This is a genomic window from Rhodococcus sp. BP22 (genome assembly GCF_014281965.1).
Lineage (GTDB): Bacteria > Actinomycetota > Actinomycetes > Mycobacteriales > Mycobacteriaceae > Rhodococcoides.
The window spans coordinates 315,113-333,557 of sequence record NZ_JACFTB010000001.1 but is presented as its reverse complement, the minus strand read 5'-3'; the positions used below and the strand labels follow the sequence as shown (position 1 = coordinate 333,557).

The window sequence follows — 18,445 nt, the reverse complement described above, 5'->3', positions numbered from 1 at the left end:
AACGACCCACAGGAACTTTGTTACCGGTCGATGGCTGTATCGCGCGTTGTGTCGGCTGCTAGAGCCGCACCGACGATGCCTGCGGTGTTCAACAAAGTGGCTGCCACCACTGGTGTTCTGTTGGTCAAGTGCGGAATCCACTTCTCGCTCTTGCGACTTATTCCCCCGCCTGCAATGAAAAGATCGGGCCATAGAAGATCCTCGAACGTCTCGAGGACCTTCGATACTTCCTTGGCCCACTCCTTGTAGGACAAATCCTTGGACTCCTTGACCGACGAGGCGGCACGATGTTCCGCTTCCTTGCCGTCGACCTCCAGATGTCCGAACTCGGTATTGGGAAGCAGCACACCGTTGTGAAGGACAGCGGACCCGATTCCGGTACCGAAGGTGAGGAGCACGACGACACCGGTCTTGTCTTTGCCTCCACCGAAGCGGTCTTCGGCAACACCTGCAGCGTCCGCGTCGTTGAGGACCGTGATGTTGTCGTTGCCGATCGCCTTGGCGAACAAGGCCCTGGCGTCGGTGTCGATCCATGACTTGTCGATATTCGCGGCCGAGCGCGCAACACCGCCGGTGACGACGGCTGGAAGAGTCACTCCGATCGATCCGGTCCAGCCGAAGTGCTGCACGATCTGCGCTACGACGCTCGCAATGGCGTCCGGGGTCGCGGGTTGGGGAGTCTCGATCTTGTACCGGTCACCGACCAACTCCCCGGTGACCAGGTCCACGATCCCACCCTTGATTCCGCTGCCGCCGACGTCGACACCGAAGCCGTGCCGATGTGCACTGTCGGTTGTGATCGATACCGAACCTGCCTCTGTCATGTGCCGCGTTCTCCTGTTGTCGAGGATCAAGCAATGAATTCGTGCATTGGAATCTGCGTACTCGAAGAGTGTTGTACTACCGAGAATAGATCCCCGATGTCCAATCCGGTGGGCGATGTGTCGACGACTCGACAATTGGACCGCAATCGCGAATCTCGTCGAGTGGTGCTGCCCTGTGCGGTGTGATGCGATGGTCGGGTGTCGAACCAACGTGTATCGCAGGACTTGTCGTCATCGAACCTGGGCCCAACTCTCGCAAAGGAGTTGATGGAGGTTGCACGCGAGGTTGCCGTTGCTGCAGCTGCCCATGTGCGTACGAGGCGGCCCGAGGTGTTCGGTCCCGGTGCTCCGACTGTGGCCGTGGGGACGGGCGGCGAATCGGTGCAGACCAAGAGCACTCCGACCGATCCCGTCACGATCGTCGACACCGAAACCGAGGACTTGCTTCGGGTCTTGCTGGCAGAGCGTCGACCCGGTGACCCGATCCTGGGCGAGGAGGGCGGGGGAGCCACCGACACGGTGGCCGGAGTCCGCTGGGTGCTCGACCCGATCGACGGGACAGTGAACTTTCTGTACGGCATACCTGCCTACGCGATTTCGGTAGCTGCGCAGGTCGACGGTGTCAGCCTCGTCGGAGTCGTGGTCGATGTTGCGCGGGAACAGGTGTATGCCGCAATGCGCGGGTATGGCGCGACTGTGACCCAATCCGACGGAACCACAACAGAATTGGTGTGCAATCCGGTTGTCGAGGTGTCTCTTGCCCTGGTCGCCACCGGCTTCGGATACGGATCGGCTCGGCGAACCGTCCAAGGCCGCATCATCGGCGAATTGCTTCCGCTGGTTCGCGATATCAGGCGGATCGGATCTGCAGCGCTGGACTTGTGCATGGTGGCATCCGGCTCGGTGGATGCCCATTTCGAACATGGGCTGAGCCCGTGGGATTGGGCAGCGGGTTCACTCATCGCCGAGGAGGCCGGTGCGATGGTGCTTCTGCCCGATCCCAACTCCACGAGTTCGGGTGGGGCGGTCACCGTCGCGGTCGCACCCGGTATCGCAGTTGATTTCACCGAAACGTTGCGGAGACTGGGTGCGCTGGATCCGATTCCGGCCGATTGAACGAGTCCTACTGCCGACACTCGGTCAGCAGGGAGCTTTGCGCGCGGCCGAGAGCAGGTCGATGTCGAGCGGGGCAGGTGCGGCGCCGGGCGTCACTCCAGCCAGCGATTGCAGGACCGACTCTGCATCCGGGTTCGGCTGCAAATCCTTGAAATAGGTTCCCAGAGCCAAGTCGACGGTGTCATCGGGGCGTCCGTCCTGGATCAGTTCGGCGCAAGGGGCAGCCAGCCACATCGTGCTCGCAGCAGCCGTCCCAGCCGCACCGAACCGGATCTGACCTTGACACTGCATATTCTGATCCAGGTAGACGGGATCGTTACCGACCTGGACGTCCGGTGCGCTCGCGAATCCGTAGTCGCTGAGCTCGGCAGCAACCGTTGCTGCCTGTCCGCGTTCTCCGTTCGCGTTGAACACCCGAACCTTCGTGTTCGCGACCGGCGCCGGTTCCACTTCCAACAGGGTCGACGGGTCGACGCGTTCGCCGAGCGGTGCAGGCACGGTGCCGTCGCTCGCAGGTGCCGTCGAGGGTGCATTGCATGCAACGGTCGTGGTTGCAGCCTCGCCGGCCGTGAACACTCGGATCCAGGTGGCTACACCGAGGAGGGCCAACACGAGCAGCACGATCAGAATGGGAAACGCTCGCCGGCGCTGAAACGGACGGCCTTGGTCGTCGGCCGATCGGCCCTCGGTGATCAGAGAAACCACGGTGTGGAAAGCCTTTCCGTCGGCAGAATCGAAGCTGCGCCGAGTCGAACGAGTGTCGGCGCACGCCCACTGTAGTTGGCTGGGTAGACGAAGGGCACTGCCGCTGTCCGAAGGTGCACACTCCGGCTATCTTCGGGCTGTTCGGTTGGCTGCCGGAACCGGTTAGTACCGCCCGCGGAATGTACTGGCGCTCGAGGTTGTTCTTGCGGATTGGTCAGGTGAAAATAGGCAGGACGGCGATTCGGCCTAGCTATTCTCTCGCCGCTCGGCTATTGTCTGGCGGCCCCGGTGGTTTCAGAACGGAGCCGATTCGGTGGACCGCAAGAGCGATTGGTGAGGTATCGATCAGGTTTCGAATACAGCTATTCGGGCATCAACCGATGTAGTTTCGGACGCCTCGACTCGGGCAGTCGCGCAGTGACAAGTGAAGTTGCAGAAACAAGGCTCGAACGGCAGCACAGTTCAGTAGTGCGGACGAAAAGAAACAGGACGGTGGGAGCAACGTAAGCGCCCTCATCACAGCTGGCGATCACGCTAGGACGTCGCCCGCAGCAACCACCGGAAACATGCAAGAGAACGAGGGGTTAGAGGAACAATGGCAACCGACTACGACGCACCGAGAAGAACAGAATCCGACGATGTCTCCGAGGATTCGCTCGAGGAGCTGAAGGCACGCCGCAACGAGGCGCAGTCCGCTGTGGTCGATGTGGACGAATCAGACACAGCAGAATCATTCGAACTTCCGGGCGCTGACTTGTCCGGGGAGGAACTATCGGTTCGTGTGGTGCCGAAGCAGGCCGACGAGTTCACCTGTTCGAGCTGCTTCCTCGTTCATCACCGGAGCCGATTGGCAAGTGATGCGGGCGGAGTTCTGGTCTGCAGAGACTGCGCTGCCTGACCGAGCACGAGAACGCGGTCGACGAGCAGAACAACTGACACGCGGTCAGCTCGGGTCGATGTGATTCGCCGGTCCACATGAGATCGAGCGAGAACAATCGAGTGGCTCAGCCAAGACCTTTACGAATGGTCTTCGGGGGTGGGCTGAGCCAAGGCGGCCAACAGATCGTCCGGACGCCGAGTGCTGACCAGCCAATAGGGGGTGGGGTCATCAGGATCGTCGAGAACAATCAACACCATTTGTTTGACCCAGGTGCGGTGCTGAACGAAGGCAAGGGGATCGAGCTGCCTTCCCAGCGCCGCACTTTTTGCTGTCGCCGGTATCGCAGCGCACTTGTCGATTACATCCAGGGGTAAGTGTGCGCGCCCTACGCGGAGCTCTCCAGCTCCGTCGGTGTCGCGAACTACCTCGACGGTCATTCTGCTCGACCAGTACAAAGCCCAGATCGGGAACGGAAGCAGAATCACGTACGGGAGCCACGCCCGAATTCCCGGCGCGCCCATGTGGACCTCGGCTGCGAGCAATGCACCGACAGCCAACGCTGCCGGCCACCACCACAGTGGAACCCACAGTTTTTCGGTATAGACGACAGTGCCCGTCGCGGAATCCGGGACGGCTGCGGGTTCGAGATCGTGATGTTGTTCCTGTGGCACTCGTCCAGGATACGTGTATCCCTGTCGAACACGTAGAGCCGTACGTCAAGGGAAGAGATGGACCGAGCGTCGTGGCAGCGTAGTCTCGGTGCACGTGAGCGACGATCCCAACAGTGCCTCAGCCGACATCGGCGAAGTCGATCCACCGACTGTCGCGTTGAAACGACTCGACCCAGGCCTCCCGGTCCCGAAGCGAGCCCACGAAGGCGACGCCGGGGTAGATCTTCACATCACGGCCGATGCATCACTCGCTCCCGGTCAACGCCTGGTGGTGGGAACCGGAATTGCAGTGGCGCTTCCATTCGGAATGGTGGGCTTGGTTCATCCGCGCTCGGGTCTGGCGGCGAAATCCGGACTCTCGATCGTGAATGCACCGGGAACTATCGACGCCGGATACCGAGGAGAGATCAAGGTGTGCCTGATCAACCTCGACCCCAACGAGAGCATCGAACTGGTCCGTGGGGACCGGATAGCCCAGCTCCTCGTGCAGAAGGTCGAATTGGTGTCCTTCGTCGAGGTCGAGACTCTGGACGACACGGTACGAGGAACTGGCGGCTACGGGTCGAGTGGTGGACACGCGGGCCTTCGCGTCGCCCCCAATCGACAGACATAAAACCCTGACTCGCAGAGAATGCACTGATTTCGCAGAGAAAGAGAACTGATCATGTTCGGACGGCGGAAGAAGACCGCAGCACAGGATGAAGCGTCGACCGGTGGGTTCTTCGAAGACGAAGACACCTTCGACAACTCGAGCTCGGCAGGCGGAGACGACGCGCTCGGTACCGCGACCGCCGCGCGCGACGAAACCGTCGGTGAGCAGGCGGACCCCGATCTCGGTCCGTTCGACCTCACCGAATTGGACGAAGATCGCGACACTCTTGCCCAGACGCGACTCGATTTGGGATCAGTACTGGTGCCCTTGCCTGCAGGAGGCCAGCTGCAGGTGGAGATGAATCAAGCCGGGGCACCGCAGGCAGTGCATGTCGTCACTGCGCACGGCCGTATCACCATTGCTGCCTACGCCGCGCCGAAGTCGCCCGGCCAATGGCGCGAGGTTGCAGCCGATTTGGCTACCTCGCTCCGCTCGGATCAGTCCGCAGTCAGTATGGAGACCGGTCCTTGGGGACGGGAGCTGCACGGAGTGACATCGAACGCGGATCTGCGCTTCATCGGAGTCGACGGCTATCGGTGGATGGTCCGTTGTGTTCTGGCCGGCCCGTCGGGCGCGGTTGCCAACGACTCTCCACTCGTGCAGATCGCGCGTGACGTCCTTGCTCAGACGGTGGTCGATCGCGGTACCGAGCCTCATCCCGTACGCACCCCGCTCCCGGTGGTCCTTCCGGCCGCGCTTACAGCGCAACTCGCCGCGGCACAGCAGCAGCAGGCGGAGCAGGCAGAGCAGGCGCGAACAGCGCCACAGGAAGCGCCGCCTCAGCCATCGACCTCCGCCGCGCCTGCGAACCAGACAACACCTACCGAAGGTCCGCGTCGAGGCTCCTCGGGGTCTGCAATGCAGCAGCTGGGCGGCTGACACCTCGTTGGCGCTGTCCGTGCGGCAGGTAATCAGTCATGGCGGCGGGCATCGAAGTCACTCGACGAGGCTCGTCAGATCCTGCATCGAGCGGCGACCGAGCACCCCTGGATCGGAACCGATGTCGGCAAGGGTGACGGTGGACAGGCGCGAGTTCGGAATTTCTTCGTGCCACGTCCGCGCAACGCCGATCGGGTGAACCGGATCGTCGACGGCGCCTATCACGGCAGTGGGCACCAGTGTGCTGCGTAGTTCGTCGAGATTGGGCGCCACGTAGGCGGCGGCTTCCGCGAGAGCACGAGGAAGGTCGGGCCATTGCGACGCCCACGAACGCCGGAGAGTCGACGCCAGCCATTGCGGAGTCGTCGCTTCCATCGCTGCAGTCACGGCGTCGAGCCCGGAAGCGTCGAGTTGTTCCTTGGTGTACCTCGCGCTGAGTGCAGCCGGTGCGTCGGCCGGATCGGCGATCCAGGGCGGCAAGGCTGCCAGGACTCCGATCACCGACTGTGGGTGGCTGCGCGCCCAGGAGAGCGCCACCGCGGCGCCGATCGAGATGCCGCCGACGATGATTCGGCCATGTCGGTGTGCCGCTGCAGACATCGCCTCCTCGTAAGAGGCGACGATGCCGTTGGGGTTGGGGCTCACTGCTTCGATCGTGGCTCCTGCTGCCGTTACCGCCGCCGCAAAGGCGTCGAGTGCGAACTCCGCGTCCGATCCGGTACCCGGTAGGACCACCACGTGAGTTGCCGGTCTCGTCACGTTCATTCCGGTGATTGTGCCCGGTGACTTACACGGACCGTCGACCGGATGATTCGGCCCCGCGGACGCGGTTGAACTGGCGGTTGGCCGTCGGCCTCACGCGGGGCTACAGTGGCGTTGGTACCGGTCTTCACAGCGATGTAACTCGTCGCAGATGCTTCCAGGAGCGCACCATGGCACCCGTTGCCGCAGGATATTTTCGCAGGCTCACGCGTAAGTTGACGGAAGACATCCATCAGCTCGATGCCGAAGCGATGGCGGAAACTTCGGAAGCGTCGGGCGCCCGCCGTGCCTGTGACTGCTCCAGGGGCGAAGAAGTCACGATGCTGGGGCGCTTGCGCAGCGTCGAAGCATGCTCCAAGGCGGCAAACGCAAACATCGAAGCCGAGTTCTTCGACGGCACCGATCCGGTGACGTTGGTGTGGATCGGCCGACGAAAGATCGCCGGAATCGAACCAGGCAAGACCGTCCTCATCCGGGGCCGGGTGGGGGAGCGAAACGGCCGAAAAATCGTCTACAACCCGTACTACGAACTCCGCGACGACTCCTGACCGCGTGAGTGTGGCACGCTCGACGATGTGACCGAGAGAGACAGTCGCCCGATGGGTGGCCAGAACACACGCCCCGAGCTCGACGTTCCAGCCGAAGGAACCGGGCCCGAGCACAGCTCCCTGGGTCACCCGGTCCCGACGGCAGAGCAACCGGCCCAGCAGGTCGAGCGCACCGACTCCGATGTCGTCGATGCTACGGCCAGTCTGGACGAAGAGAGCAAGCAAACTGTCCTCGAGCAACTCGGCGGCTTGACCGGGTTGGTGTCCTCGACGCTTCCAGTAGTCGTGTTCGTCCCCGCCAACAGCATGTTCGGGCTTGCCGTCGGAATTTGGTCCGCCCTCGCAGTCGCTCTGGGTGTGTTGGTGTGGAGACTGTTGCGGCACAATCCGATTCAGCCGGCGATATCGGGATTCTTCGGTGTCGGGATATGTGCGTTCATCGCGTACCGAACAGGCGACGCCAAAGGCTATTTCCTTTTCGGGATCTACACGAGCCTGCTGTACGGCGCAGTCTTCCTGGTGTCGATGCTCGCTCGATGGCCCCTCGTCGGAGTGGCCTGGGGATACCTGAACGGCAACGGCACCATGTGGCGGTCACACCGTCGTTCGGTTCACTCCTATGACATCGCCACGTTCGCGTGGGCACTTGTCTTCGGCGCCCGCTATCTCGTGCAGTCACAGTTGTACGACGCCGACCAGACCGGTTGGCTGGCCGTCGCACGTATCGGCATGGGTTGGCCGTTGACCGGCGTCGCACTTCTGGTCACGGTCTGGGCGGTTAGACGGGCCGATCGAGCGATCGAGGAAGTGAACGAACCAACAGAGGACCGATCAACCCGTCGCGATGTTGGTCAGGCCGACCGCGGCGCGTAGGTCGTTCTCGACTTCCACGGAGGCTACGAACAGCAGTTCGTCTCCACCTTCGAGCGGATCGTCCTGCTGCGGGACGATGACACGGCCGCCACGAAGGATGGTCACCAGTGCTGCGTCACGGGGGAGCAGGAGCTTCCGAACGGGCTTGCCTGCCAGCGGGGTGTTGTCCGGGAGCGTGATCTCCACCAGGTTGGCCTGTCCTTTGCGGAAGGTCATGAGGTGAACGAGGTCGCCGACCGAGACGGCTTCCTCGACCAGCGAGGCAAGCATGCGCGGGGTGGATACCGCTACATCGACGCCCCACGATCCGTCGAAGAGCCACTCGTTTCGAGGATCGTTGACGCGCGCGACGACTCGGTTGACACCGAATTCTGTTTTGGCCAACAGGCTCAACACCAAATTCGCTTTGTCGTCTCCCGTTGCTGCGATCACCACGTCGTAGGTTTCGAGGTTCGACGCTTCGAGGAGTGAGAGCTCGCACGCGTCGGCCAGAACCCATTCCGCTTCCGGAATCGCCTCGGGTTCGACGTGGTCGAGTTTGCGCTCGAGCAGCATGACCTTGTGTTCGCTGCGAATCAATTCTCGGGCAATGGATCTGCCGACGGCGCCGGCGCCGGCGATTGCGACTCTCATGGGTTCCCGTTCGTCTCGGTGCGGATGTGACTAGTCGTCGGAGGGCGGGGGATTGGCTGCGAGCGCGATTGCCTCGGCAACCGTCCCGGACACCGCTGCGATATAGATCTCGTCGTCTGCCTGAATGATCGTGCGCTTGTCGGGTAGAAGTCCGGTGCCGAATCTGATGAGGAATGCCGCACGTGAACGAGTCGATTCTTCGAGCAGAGTCAGCTTCTTGCCGATCCACTCCTCGTGAATGTCGAGTAGAACAACTGCGACATTGCCCGAAGGATCACGCCATTTGGTGGTCGGATCGTCGCGCAGAAGATTATGAAGGAGTCGATCCGTAGCCCAGGGCACTGTTGCCACCGTAGGAATCCCCAGCCGCTCGTACACCGCCGCACGCTTCGCGTCGTAGATGCGAGCGACGACCTTGTCGACGCCGAATGTCTCGCGGGCGACGCGCGCGGCGATGATATTGGAGTTGTCACCGGAGGAGACGGCCGCGAACGCCTCGGCCTTCTCGATCCCGGAGCGCACGAGGACGTCCCTGTCGAATCCCATGCCGACGATGCGGTGGCCGTCGAAGCTGGGATCCAGACGGAGGAATGCAGTCTCGTCTCGATCGATGACCGCCACCTCGTGGCCGATTCGGTGAAGCGCACCGGCCAGCGATGCGCCGACGCGGCCACACCCCATCACTACTACGTACACAGGCTCCAGCTCCGTTCGGATAGCGTCGATTCGTCTCCCGGCAAGCGGCCGGTGACTCTCGGTGCTCGTACAACAAGGTAACCGGCAATGCGTCGACGATCGAGCCCGGCCGGTGCAGCGATGCGAAAATTCGGGCATTTCAGGAATGCCGCGGGTGCCCGTCCAACTTGTTCGGTGAGTTTCGGACGCGCCGGTGGTGCGGCCGTATTCGGACGGCCTACGCTTTGCACCGTGCCCAAGGTTTCGACCGCCGCCAAGCGGCTAGTGCTCGGTAGGCCGTTCCGCAGCGACAAGCTCGGTCATACCCTTCTTCCCAAACGAATAGCGCTTCCCGTTTTCGCCTCGGATGCCATGTCCTCGGTGGCCTACGCGCCGGAGGAGATATTTCTCGTCCTCTCGGTGGCCGGAATTTCCGCTTATGCATTGACGCCGTGGATCGGCCTTGCCGTCTGCGTCGTGATGGCTGTCGTTGTCGCAAGCTATCGGCAGAACGTGCACGCCTATCCGTCCGGCGGCGGCGACTATGAGGTTGCGACGGTCAATCTCGGGCCCACAGCAGGGCTTACGGTGGGCAGTGCGCTGATGGTCGACTACGTGTTGACCGTTGCGGTCTCGATATCGGCAGCGGCATCCAACATCGGCTCGGCCGTGCCGTTGGTGGCCGAACACAAGGTGTTGTTCGCCGTCGTGGCGATCGTGCTCATCACCTCGATCAACCTGCGAGGAATCCGAGAATCCGGTGCGGCCTTTGCCGTTCCCACCTATGCATTCATGGTCGGCATGGTGTTGATGCTGGCCTGGGGGCTGATCCGGGTGTACGTCCTCGGTGAGGATCTCAAGGCGGATTCGGCAGTCTTCGAGTTGAAAGCCGAGGACTCGAATCTGTACGGAATCGCCTTTGCGTTCCTCATCGCACGAGCGTTCTCATCCGGCTGTGCTGCACTGACCGGTGTGGAGGCCATCAGTAACGGCGTGCCTGCATTCCGCAAACCGAAATCGAAGAATGCCGCGACGACCTTGCTCCTGCTCGGCGTCATCGGCATCACTCTGATGATGGGAATCATCATTCTGGCCGAGAAGATCGGCATCAAGTATGCGATGGATCCCGGTGAGCAGTTGATCGGTGCCCCCGAGGGCTATCAGCAGAAAACGTTGATCGCCCAGTTGGCCGAAACCGTTTTCTCCGGATTTCCGATCGGCTTCTTCTTCATCACCGTCGTCACTGCTCTGATCCTCGTGCTCGCCGCGAACACTGCATTCAACGGGTTCCCGGTGCTCGGATCGGTTCTGGCGCAGGACCGCTACCTTCCGCGGCAGTTGCACACACGCGGTGATCGTCTTGCCTTCAGTAACGGCATCCTGTTTCTGTCGGGCGCCGCGATCGCGTTCGTCGTCGTGTTCGGTGCCGAAGTGACGAAGCTGATTCAGCTCTACATCGTCGGGGTATTCGTCTCGTTCACGCTGAGCCAGACAGGAATGATTCGCCACTGGACCCGCTTGCTGCGGAACGAGAAGGACCCGGACCAACGCCGACACATGTTCCGCTCGCGGATCGTGAACAGCATCGGCCTGGCCATGACTGCCACCGTGTTGGTGATTGTGCTGATCACGAAGTTCGCAGCAGGCGCGTGGATTGCCATCGTGGCCATGATCGCGATATTCGTTCTGATGCGGATGATCCGCAAGCACTACGACACGGTGGCACGCGAGCTCGAGAACGAAGAGTGGGACGGCGTCCTGCCGAGTCGGACACACTCGATCGTGCTGGTGTCGAAACTGCATATGCCCACGATGCGAGCGTTGGCATATGCGCGCGCAACCAGGCCGGACACACTCGAAGCCATCACGGTGAACGTCGATGAACAGGACACACGTGCACTCGTTCGGGGGTGGGAAGCGAGCGACGTCACGGTACCGCTCAAGGTCGTCGAGTCGCCGTATCGTGAAATCACCAGGCCGGTCCTCGACTACGTCAAGAGGGTGCGCCGGGATTCGCCGCGTGACGTCGTGACCGTGTTCATACCCGAGTACGTCGTCGGACACTGGTGGGAGCAGATTCTGCACAACCAGAGTGCCCTCAGATTGAAGAGCCGCTTGCTGTTTCAGCCGGGAGTGATGGTGACCAGCGTCCCGTGGCAGTTGCACTCGGCGGAGAAGGCGAGACGCGAGTCCATCCAGAACGCTCCGGGGGCGTCCCGCCGCGGGTACGAACCGCCGACGCCGAAATGAGCTCCATGAGCGAGAACTGGGTAGGCCAGAACATCGAAGTGACACTCGGGGCGCCGGGGCACGGAGGGTTTTGCGTTGCGCGCCACGAGGGCCGCGTGATGTTCGTGCGTCATGGACTGCCGGGCGAGATCGTCCGTGCCGCAGTGACAGAGGATCGCGGTGGGTCGTTCTGCCGAGCGGATGCGGTGGAGATCATCGTCGCGTCACCGGATCGGATCGCGCCTCTCTGCCCGATATCCGGTCCAGGGGGATCCGGATGCTGTGACTACTCGCACGCGACCTTGGCTGCGGGCCGGGCCATGAAAGCGTCCGTGGTGAGCGAGCAATTGCGTCGTATCGCGGGCCTCGAGCGTGACGTCGAGGTGGAGGAATTGCCGTTCACGGGAGATGGAACCGGGTGGAGAAGCCGGGTTCGACTGACCGTGGACCTTGCCGGACGCGCGGGTTTTCACCGCTACCGAAGTTCGACCATCGTGACCGAGCTCGAGTGCCCGCAGGTGGTGTCGGGTGCTCTGGACGGATTGAACGAGGAGAAGTGGCGTCCGGGCGCGGAGCTTGCAGTGGCGGTCGACGGTGCAGGCGAGCGACACGTGGTCGAGATTGCGCCCGCAGCGGTGTCGAAAACGGGGCGACGGTCGCCGGGCAGGCGTGGTGCGTCCGCCCGACGTGCTGCGTCGGCGCAGGAGCGGACGCAGCGCACCGTCGTAGGTAGTGGCCGGGCACACGAATTCGTGGCCGGACGAGAATGGGAGCTGGACGCGAACGGCTTCTGGCAGGCACATCGCGGGGCCGCACAGATGTACAGCGATGTCGTGGCCGAATGGGCGCTACCGAATCCAGGATCGGTTGCGTGGGACTTGTACGGCGGTGTCGGAGTGTTCGCTGCCAGCCTCGCCCCCAGTGTCGGTACCGACGGGCGGGTGGTCAGTGTCGAATTCTCTCGACGCGCGGCAGCGGACGGCGCCGCAGCACTGCAGGACGTGAAACAAGTTGCGTTCAAGCCAGGCCGGGTGGAACGGGTAGTGGAGCTGTTGGACGCTCCCGACGTCGTCGTGCTCGATCCTCCTCGTGCGGGCGCTGGCAAAGAGGTCGTCTCGAGCGTCGCAGCACGTTCACCGAGGCGCATCGTTCACATCGGTTGCGACCCAGCGTCGTTCGCCCGGGATGTCGGTCTGTATCGAGAGGCTGGGTACACGTTCGAAGCGATGCGCGCATTCGACGCCTTCCCTCTCACGCACCATGTGGAGTGCATCGGCCTGTTCGTCCGCTGAGATCCGATCGATCGAGAGGTCTGATTCGATCGGCGTGAATCGACATCGTCGTCAGGGTGTCCATTTCTCCACGATTCTTCCGATTTTCACGCCCGCCCCATCCCTTTCGTTCCGTGCACCGAATACCTTGTGCGGCGGGAAAACGCGGAGGTTTCGGTGTGAGAGCCATATGAGCACTACTCTCTTGATCAATGAACGCGATCAGATTCGAATCAGTTGGGACCTTGGTCCGGTGAGCGCCACCCCGAGTTCGGACTCGCCGTTTCAGAGGACATCCGATTCATACGACGACCCGTCGGCATCGGTGGACTCCGAAGGAGCCGCGTGTGCAGTCCCCAGCGCACAGTTACGTAATTTACGCGCCGACGAGACCGAGCGGCTTCGACGTCTCATGGCAGCAGTGGCCCAGGGTGACCAGCGTGCGTTCGCCGAGTTGTACGACGCGACGTCTGCTCGTGTCTACGGGATGGTGCTACGCGTACTTCGTGACCCCGGGTACAGCGAGGAAACCACCCAGGAAGTCTTTCTCCAGATTTGGCGATCGGCTCCGAACTACGATCCGAAGCAGGGCAGTCCGCTCGCATGGATCATGACTCTGGCTCATCGGCGGGCCGTCGATCGGGTCAGGTCGGAGCAATCCGGTACCGACCGTGAGGCAGCATACGGCGCCATCAGCCACTCGCCCGAGCACGACGAGGTGCTCGAAGCTGTCACGCAACGGCTCGAATCCGATGCAGTGATCGCGTGCCTCGACACGTTGACCGATACCCAGCGTGAATCTGTGCGAATGGCTTATTACAGCGGTTGGACCTACCGCGAGGTTGCCGAGCGCCTCGAGGTAGCGGTACCGACCATCAAATCGCGAATACGAGATGGGCTGATCAAGTTGAAGACATGTTTGGGGGTGACACCCTCATGAGCGAAGCAATACGACAGCGACTGCTCGATTCCGCGGAGGTATTTGCCCTCCATGCGGTCAGTGCAGCAGAACAAGCAGAGATCGAGCGCGATCTCGAGTCGGTCGACGATACCGCCCGCGTCCAGTTCGGCATTCTCGTCGGGGAAATTCAGGAGACGTTGGCGCTGGCGTCGGTGCTCGATGCCGTCGAGCCCCCAGCAGAGGTTCGTGCACGGATTCTCGACGAGGTTCCGCGTACACCTCAGGTGACCCCACCTGCGTCGACCGCGTCGAACGTGACGAGCATGAAGGGTCACCGTGATCGACGAAGCACCAGGTTGCGTTCCTCGTTGATGGCTGCGGCGGCGGCAGTGGTCGTTGTGGTCGGTGGAGGTGTCGTCGCGACGCAAGTGATCGGGAACGATCCAAGCCCGACGCAGGCCGAGCAGGTGATTGCGTACGGTGACACGCAAGAATCCATAGCGAGCTTCCCCGGTGGAGGTACTGCGAAAATCTCGTATTCACGTGAAGCAGACTCTGCCGTAGTGGAACTCGACGGTGTGGCGGCACCGGAGGCGGGCAAGGACTACCAGATGTGGTTCGTCGAAGGAACTCCACGGTCGGTAGGGCTGGTCACGTCGGCGCAACTGGCGGAAGGCGGCCAGACGGTCATCGAGGGTATGGGGGGAGCAACCAACTTCGCGTTCTCGCTCGAACCCGCAGGCGGCTCACCGCAACCTACCGAGGTGCTGACAATGGCGACATTGGGCGCCTAGCAATAATGTGACTGCTGAAGCTGTGTGGACGAGGACGCCGGTGGAGATTTTCCGCCGGCGCCCTCGCTTCAACGGGGCCCGCACTTGATGGTCAGCGCCGCGTTTCGAACTGGCCAAGCGACTTTATGGCGGTGTTCATCTGCAGGTATGCCCCCGTAGCGAGGTTGGTCAGTAGCTCCAGTTTCACGGCAGGTGCGTTTTTCGTCAGTGCATCGAAGTCCGCGACCGAAAGCACCCCTACGGTCAACGGCGTGTCCGCGCAGAAGTCGAGCATGAAGGATGTGCCGGCCAAGAGCGGCATCTCACCGAAGCTCATGCCCGGCGACAGCGTGGTTATTCGATGACGCGAACCGTCGTCGGCCACAAAGATCGAGCTGACTTCACCTGCGAGCACCAGGAACAGCCCCGACGCCGAGTCTCCGCCGCGCACGATCACGTGGCCGCGGGGATACTCCCGGATGTCGATCAGCGCTTCCACTTCCTTGTGCTGATCGGGGGTCAGTCCGCTCAGGACCGGATGTTCCGACACCGAGATCGTCTCCGGTTGCCGCGGACCTGCGCAGTAGCGGTCGAGTAGCAGTTCTTCCGCCCAACGAATGGCCGAGCCTGCGTCGGAGAAAACCCGGCCCGCTCCAGCGTTCGGGTCGATACTGGAAACCTTGTGCCCCATGACTCCCTGTGGGTCGACCAGCGAGGCCTGGCATCCACGTTCAGCCAGGTGACTGTGCAGGGCGTCGAACATGCTGCGTGCGACGTCACTGACCTCGCCGACCCCGCGGACATCGATGACCAACGTGTCGAGCTCGTCGTCGAGGTTGCCGATCTCGCGTATCGCTGTCTCGGCGCCCGAGAACAGTAGGTCGCCGTGTAGTTCGTATACTCTTGCGCGAGTGCCGAACTCGGCGAGGGCATCTTGTTCGACGTCGCTTCTGCGCTTTCGAGAAGGTACTTCGGTGAGCGTGTAACGAGCGCGAATTGCCGAACGGGCTGCACGAGTCACATGCAGGAAGTGAAGTTCGAGCCTGGTGGACAATTCGCGGCAGGTCGCCACTCCTCGCACGCTGCTCCCGTGTTGATCGAGACGGGGGGAATACACCGCAATCCCCATCTGCCCCGGCAACACTGCGAGCAGTCCACCTCCGACCCCGCTCTTGGCCGGCATGCCGACTCGCGCAACCCAATCACCTGCACCGTCGTACATACCGCATGTGGTCATCACGCTGAGTACTCGTTCGACGAGGGCGGGTGCCAAAGCTCGTTCCCTGGTTCGTGGGTTCACGCCGTTGTTGGCCATGGTGGCCGCCATCATGGCCAGATCGGCCGCGGTCACATCGATCGAGCATTGACGAAAGTAGAGGTCGACGGCCGCGTCTGGATCCTCCTCGATGATGTCGAAGGACCGCAGCATGTATCCGATCGCGCGGTTTCGATTTCCGGTTCTGGCTTCGGAGGCGTACACGCTCTCGTTGAAGGTGAGCTCTCGGCCCGCATAACGTGAGTACGCCGCCCTGATCCGTTCGAACCGATGTTTCCTCGTGCGCCCTTTGATCAACGACGCCGAGGTGATTGCGCCGGCATTGATCATCGGATTTCTGGGACGTTCGGTGATCGGGTCCAAACTGATCTCGTTGAACGGCTCACCCGACGGTTCGATATCGATCTTGCGGGCAACTGCAGCCTCACCGCGATCTGTCAGCGCCAATGCGTAGGTGAACGGCTTCGAGATCGACTGAATAGTGAAGGGGGTCGCGGTGTCGCCAATTTCGTAGACATAGCCATCGCTGGTCGCAAGGGCTATCCCGTAGCCGTCGGGTGCGACTGCCGCGAGCTCCGGGATGTAGTCGGCAACCGCACCCGACGTATTGTCTCGGCATGCGTCGAACACGTCCTTCAGGATTTGGTCCACGACAGTTGTCATGAGGTGACCCTATGCTCCGGCCACCTTTTTCGATGTGACGATGGACGCGCCGCGATTGTTGGGTGCATGTGCCGGACCGCAGTATTGTCGATCAGTAGGAGCTATCTCGGCGTCGCTCCACGGGACGCTACGTAGACTGGGGAGACAAGACAGTTCGCATCGAACAAGGCAAGACTGCAAGGACCGAAGTTTACCGGCCGGAGGGAGCGATCTCGTTGGGTGTCCTAGCTCGAATCCAGACGCCCGAGGACTTGCGCCGACTGGCCCCGTCCGAAGTGGCAGACCTGGCAGTCGAGGTCCGTGAGTTCCTCGTCGACAAGGTGTCGGCGACGGGAGGTCACCTCGGACCGAATCTCGGTGTCGTCGAGCTGACGCTGGCGATACACCGTATCTTCTCCTCGCCACACGACCCGATCATCTGGGACACCGGCCATCAGGCCTACGTACACAAGATGATTACCGGTCGGACCGGAGCCTTCGATTCGCTGCGCAAGCAGGGCGGTCTTTCGGGCTATCCCTCACGCGCGGAGAGTGAGCACGACTGGGTCGAGTCTTCACACGCATCGGCTTCGCTGTCGTACGCAGACGGACTGGCAAAAGCTTTCGAGCTGAAAGGGCAAACCGACAGGCATGTCGTAGCCGTCGTCGGCGACGGTGCCCTGACAGGTGGCATGTGTTGGGAGGCCCTCAACAACATCGCCGCAGGCAAGGACCGCTCGGTTGTCATCGTCGTCAACGACAACGGACGCTCCTACGCACCGACCATAGGCGGACTCGCCGAGCATCTCGCAGCGCTTCGGCTACAACCCGGTTACGAGCGGGTACTCGACAACGGTCGGCGCATCGTGCGCAAGATTCCGTTCGTCGGCAAGACCGCATACGCGATGTTGCACGGCATGAAGGCCGGAGTGAAAGACGCGTTGAGCCCTCAGGTCCTCTTCACCGATCTCGGTATCAAGTACCTCGGACCCGTCGACGGCCACGATGAGCCTGCGCTCGAGTCGGCACTTCGACGTGCCAAGGACTACGGCGGCCCGGTGATCGTTCACGCGGTGACGCGCAAGGGGATGGGTTACGCGCACGCCGAGAACAATGTCGCTGATCAGATGCATGCCACAGGTGTCATCGATCCGCTTACCGGACAATCACGTTCGGTGGCTGCACCGGACTGGACGTCGGTCTTCTCTCGTGAACTCATCGATATCGCGGCTGACCGAGAAGACATCGTCGCGATCAGTGCGGCGATGGCCGGCCCGACAGGTCTGGCGGCATTCGGCGAGAAATACCCCGGTCGGCTTTTCGATGTCGGTATCGCGGAACAGCATGCCATGACCTCGGCGGCGGGCCTCGCGCTCGGCGGGATGCATCCGGTCGTAGCCGTGTACTCGACGTTCCTCAATCGTGCATTCGATCAGTTGCTCATGGATGTGGCGTTGCTGAACTTGCCGGTCACCTTGGTTCTCGACCGTGCAGGTGTCACCGGCAGCGACGGAGCCAGTCATAACGGCATGTGGGACATGTCGCTGCTGGGGATAGTGCCAGGAATGCGTGTCGCCGCTCCTCGTGACTGTGCAACCCTTCGGGAGGAGCTCGCCGAAGCTTTGGCGATAAACGACGGTCCCACGGCACTGCGATTCCCCAAAGGTGCTGTGACGGATGATGTTCCAGCGCTGCGACGACTCGACGGTATTGTCGACGTCCTTGTCGAGCCGGAGTCCGGAGAGCGCGATGTTCTCATCGTCGCTGTGGGGGCCTTCGCTTCATTGGCGGTCGATGCAGCTGAAAAGCTTGCAGCTCAGGGGCTTTCGGTAACAGTGATCGATCCGCGCTGGGTGCTTCCGGTACCGGAGTCGCTCCTCGAGATGGCCAAGGATTTTCGTCTCGTCGTCACGATCGAAGATTCGGGTCTACACGGCGGAATCGGATCGAGCGTATCTGCCGCGGTCCGCGCCGCAGGTGTCGACACGATCTGCCATGACATCGGTGTGCCACAGAGATTCCTGGATCATGCTTCTCGTGAGCAGATTTTTCGTGAGCTCGGTTTGACTTCGGAAGACATCGCACAGCAAATCGTAGGATGGTCCAAGTCGCCCTGAATCCTCGTTGGTGCGAAG

The 18,445-nt window shown here is 61.9% G+C and carries 18 protein-coding genes; 11 read left to right on the top strand and 7 right to left on the bottom strand.

Annotated features, from left to right (window positions below):
- Positions 1–20: 20 nt before the first annotated feature.
- Positions 21–824, bottom strand: a complete 804-nt coding sequence (gene ppgK, locus H2510_RS01515) for a polyphosphate--glucose phosphotransferase (protein ID WP_186626631.1) — start codon at positions 822–824, stop codon at positions 21–23.
- A 267-nt stretch (positions 825–1,091) separates the two neighbouring features.
- Between ppgK and H2510_RS01510 the strand changes: the two genes are divergently transcribed.
- Positions 1,092–1,940 (top strand): inositol monophosphatase family protein, encoded by an 849-nt coding sequence (locus H2510_RS01510; RefSeq protein WP_186626630.1) that lies wholly within the window; start codon positions 1,092–1,094, stop codon positions 1,938–1,940.
- A gap of 24 nt (positions 1,941–1,964) precedes the next feature.
- Here the strand turns inward: H2510_RS01510 and cei are convergent, their stop codons facing one another.
- Complete coding sequence (gene cei, locus H2510_RS01505) at positions 1,965–2,645, bottom strand: envelope integrity protein Cei (protein ID WP_186626629.1); 681 nt, start codon at positions 2,643–2,645, stop codon at positions 1,965–1,967.
- A 595-nt stretch (positions 2,646–3,240) separates the two neighbouring features.
- On the opposite strand from cei, the gene H2510_RS01500 reads away from it, so the two are divergent.
- Positions 3,241–3,543 (top strand): DUF4193 domain-containing protein, encoded by a 303-nt coding sequence (locus H2510_RS01500; protein WP_084348736.1) that lies wholly within the window; start codon positions 3,241–3,243, stop codon positions 3,541–3,543.
- A gap of 119 nt (positions 3,544–3,662) precedes the next feature.
- Here H2510_RS01500 and H2510_RS01495 read toward each other — a convergent pair whose 3' ends face one another.
- Complete coding sequence (locus H2510_RS01495) at positions 3,663–4,115, bottom strand: DUF3093 domain-containing protein (RefSeq protein WP_222438220.1); 453 nt, start codon at positions 4,113–4,115, stop codon at positions 3,663–3,665.
- A gap of 208 nt (positions 4,116–4,323) precedes the next feature.
- Between H2510_RS01495 and dut the strand changes: the two genes are divergently transcribed.
- The gene (gene dut, locus H2510_RS01490) at positions 4,324–4,809 is read left to right on the top strand and encodes a dUTP diphosphatase (RefSeq protein WP_186627084.1); all 486 of its coding nucleotides are present in this window, start codon (positions 4,324–4,326) and stop codon (positions 4,807–4,809) included.
- Positions 4,810–4,860: 51 nt separating this feature from the next.
- Positions 4,861–5,727, top strand: a complete 867-nt coding sequence (locus H2510_RS01485; protein ID WP_186626627.1) for a DUF3710 domain-containing protein — start codon at positions 4,861–4,863, stop codon at positions 5,725–5,727.
- Between the two features lie 57 nt (positions 5,728–5,784).
- Here H2510_RS01485 and H2510_RS01480 read toward each other — a convergent pair whose 3' ends face one another.
- Positions 5,785–6,492: an alpha/beta fold hydrolase gene (locus H2510_RS01480; protein ID WP_186626626.1), complete on the bottom strand. Its 708-nt coding sequence runs from the start codon at positions 6,490–6,492 to the stop codon at positions 5,785–5,787.
- 167 nt (positions 6,493–6,659) lie between these two features.
- Here H2510_RS01480 and H2510_RS01475 point away from each other — a divergent pair, with 167 nt between their 5' ends.
- Both H2510_RS01475 and H2510_RS01470 read left to right on the top strand, forming a co-directional pair.
- Positions 6,660–7,037, top strand: a complete 378-nt coding sequence (locus H2510_RS01475; RefSeq protein WP_186626625.1) for an OB-fold nucleic acid binding domain-containing protein — start codon at positions 6,660–6,662, stop codon at positions 7,035–7,037.
- Between the two features lie 204 nt (positions 7,038–7,241).
- Positions 7,242–7,910, top strand: a complete 669-nt coding sequence (locus tag H2510_RS01470) for a DUF3159 domain-containing protein (protein WP_186627082.1) — start codon at positions 7,242–7,244, stop codon at positions 7,908–7,910.
- Here H2510_RS01470 and H2510_RS01465 read toward each other — a convergent pair.
- Entirely contained in the window at positions 7,869–8,543 is a 675-nt protein-coding gene (locus H2510_RS01465; protein WP_186626624.1) for a TrkA family potassium uptake protein, read from the bottom strand. The genes H2510_RS01470 and H2510_RS01465 overlap by 42 nt on opposite strands.
- A gap of 30 nt (positions 8,544–8,573) precedes the next feature.
- Positions 8,574–9,239, bottom strand: coding sequence for a TrkA family potassium uptake protein (locus tag H2510_RS01460; RefSeq protein ID WP_186626623.1), 666 nt, complete (start codon positions 9,237–9,239; stop codon positions 8,574–8,576).
- A 231-nt stretch (positions 9,240–9,470) separates the two neighbouring features.
- On the opposite strand from H2510_RS01460, the gene H2510_RS01455 reads away from it, so the two are divergent.
- The 4 genes from H2510_RS01455 to H2510_RS01440 all read left to right on the top strand — a co-directional run bounded on the left by H2510_RS01455 (position 9,471) and on the right by H2510_RS01440 (position 14,413).
- Positions 9,471–11,468: an APC family permease gene (locus tag H2510_RS01455; RefSeq protein ID WP_186626622.1), complete on the top strand. Its 1,998-nt coding sequence runs from the start codon at positions 9,471–9,473 to the stop codon at positions 11,466–11,468.
- A 5-nt stretch (positions 11,469–11,473) separates the two neighbouring features.
- Positions 11,474–12,739 (top strand): class I SAM-dependent RNA methyltransferase, encoded by a 1,266-nt coding sequence (locus H2510_RS01450; protein WP_186626621.1) that lies wholly within the window; start codon positions 11,474–11,476, stop codon positions 12,737–12,739.
- Between the two features lie 169 nt (positions 12,740–12,908).
- Complete coding sequence (locus H2510_RS01445) at positions 12,909–13,658, top strand: sigma-70 family RNA polymerase sigma factor (protein WP_136169144.1); 750 nt, start codon at positions 12,909–12,911, stop codon at positions 13,656–13,658.
- Entirely contained in the window at positions 13,655–14,413 is a 759-nt protein-coding gene (locus tag H2510_RS01440; RefSeq protein WP_186626620.1) for an anti-sigma factor domain-containing protein, read from the top strand. Before H2510_RS01445 ends, H2510_RS01440 begins: the two co-directional genes overlap by 4 nt.
- A 91-nt stretch (positions 14,414–14,504) precedes the next feature.
- Here the strand turns inward: H2510_RS01440 and glsA are convergent, their stop codons facing one another.
- The gene (gene glsA / locus H2510_RS01435; RefSeq protein WP_186626619.1) at positions 14,505–16,331 is read right to left on the bottom strand and encodes a glutaminase A; all 1,827 of its coding nucleotides are present in this window, start codon (positions 16,329–16,331) and stop codon (positions 14,505–14,507) included.
- A gap of 215 nt (positions 16,332–16,546) precedes the next feature.
- Here glsA and dxs point away from each other — a divergent pair, with 215 nt between their 5' ends.
- Positions 16,547–18,427, top strand: coding sequence for a 1-deoxy-D-xylulose-5-phosphate synthase (gene dxs / locus H2510_RS01430; protein WP_186626618.1), 1,881 nt, complete (start codon positions 16,547–16,549; stop codon positions 18,425–18,427).
- Positions 18,428–18,445 lie beyond the last annotated feature (18 nt).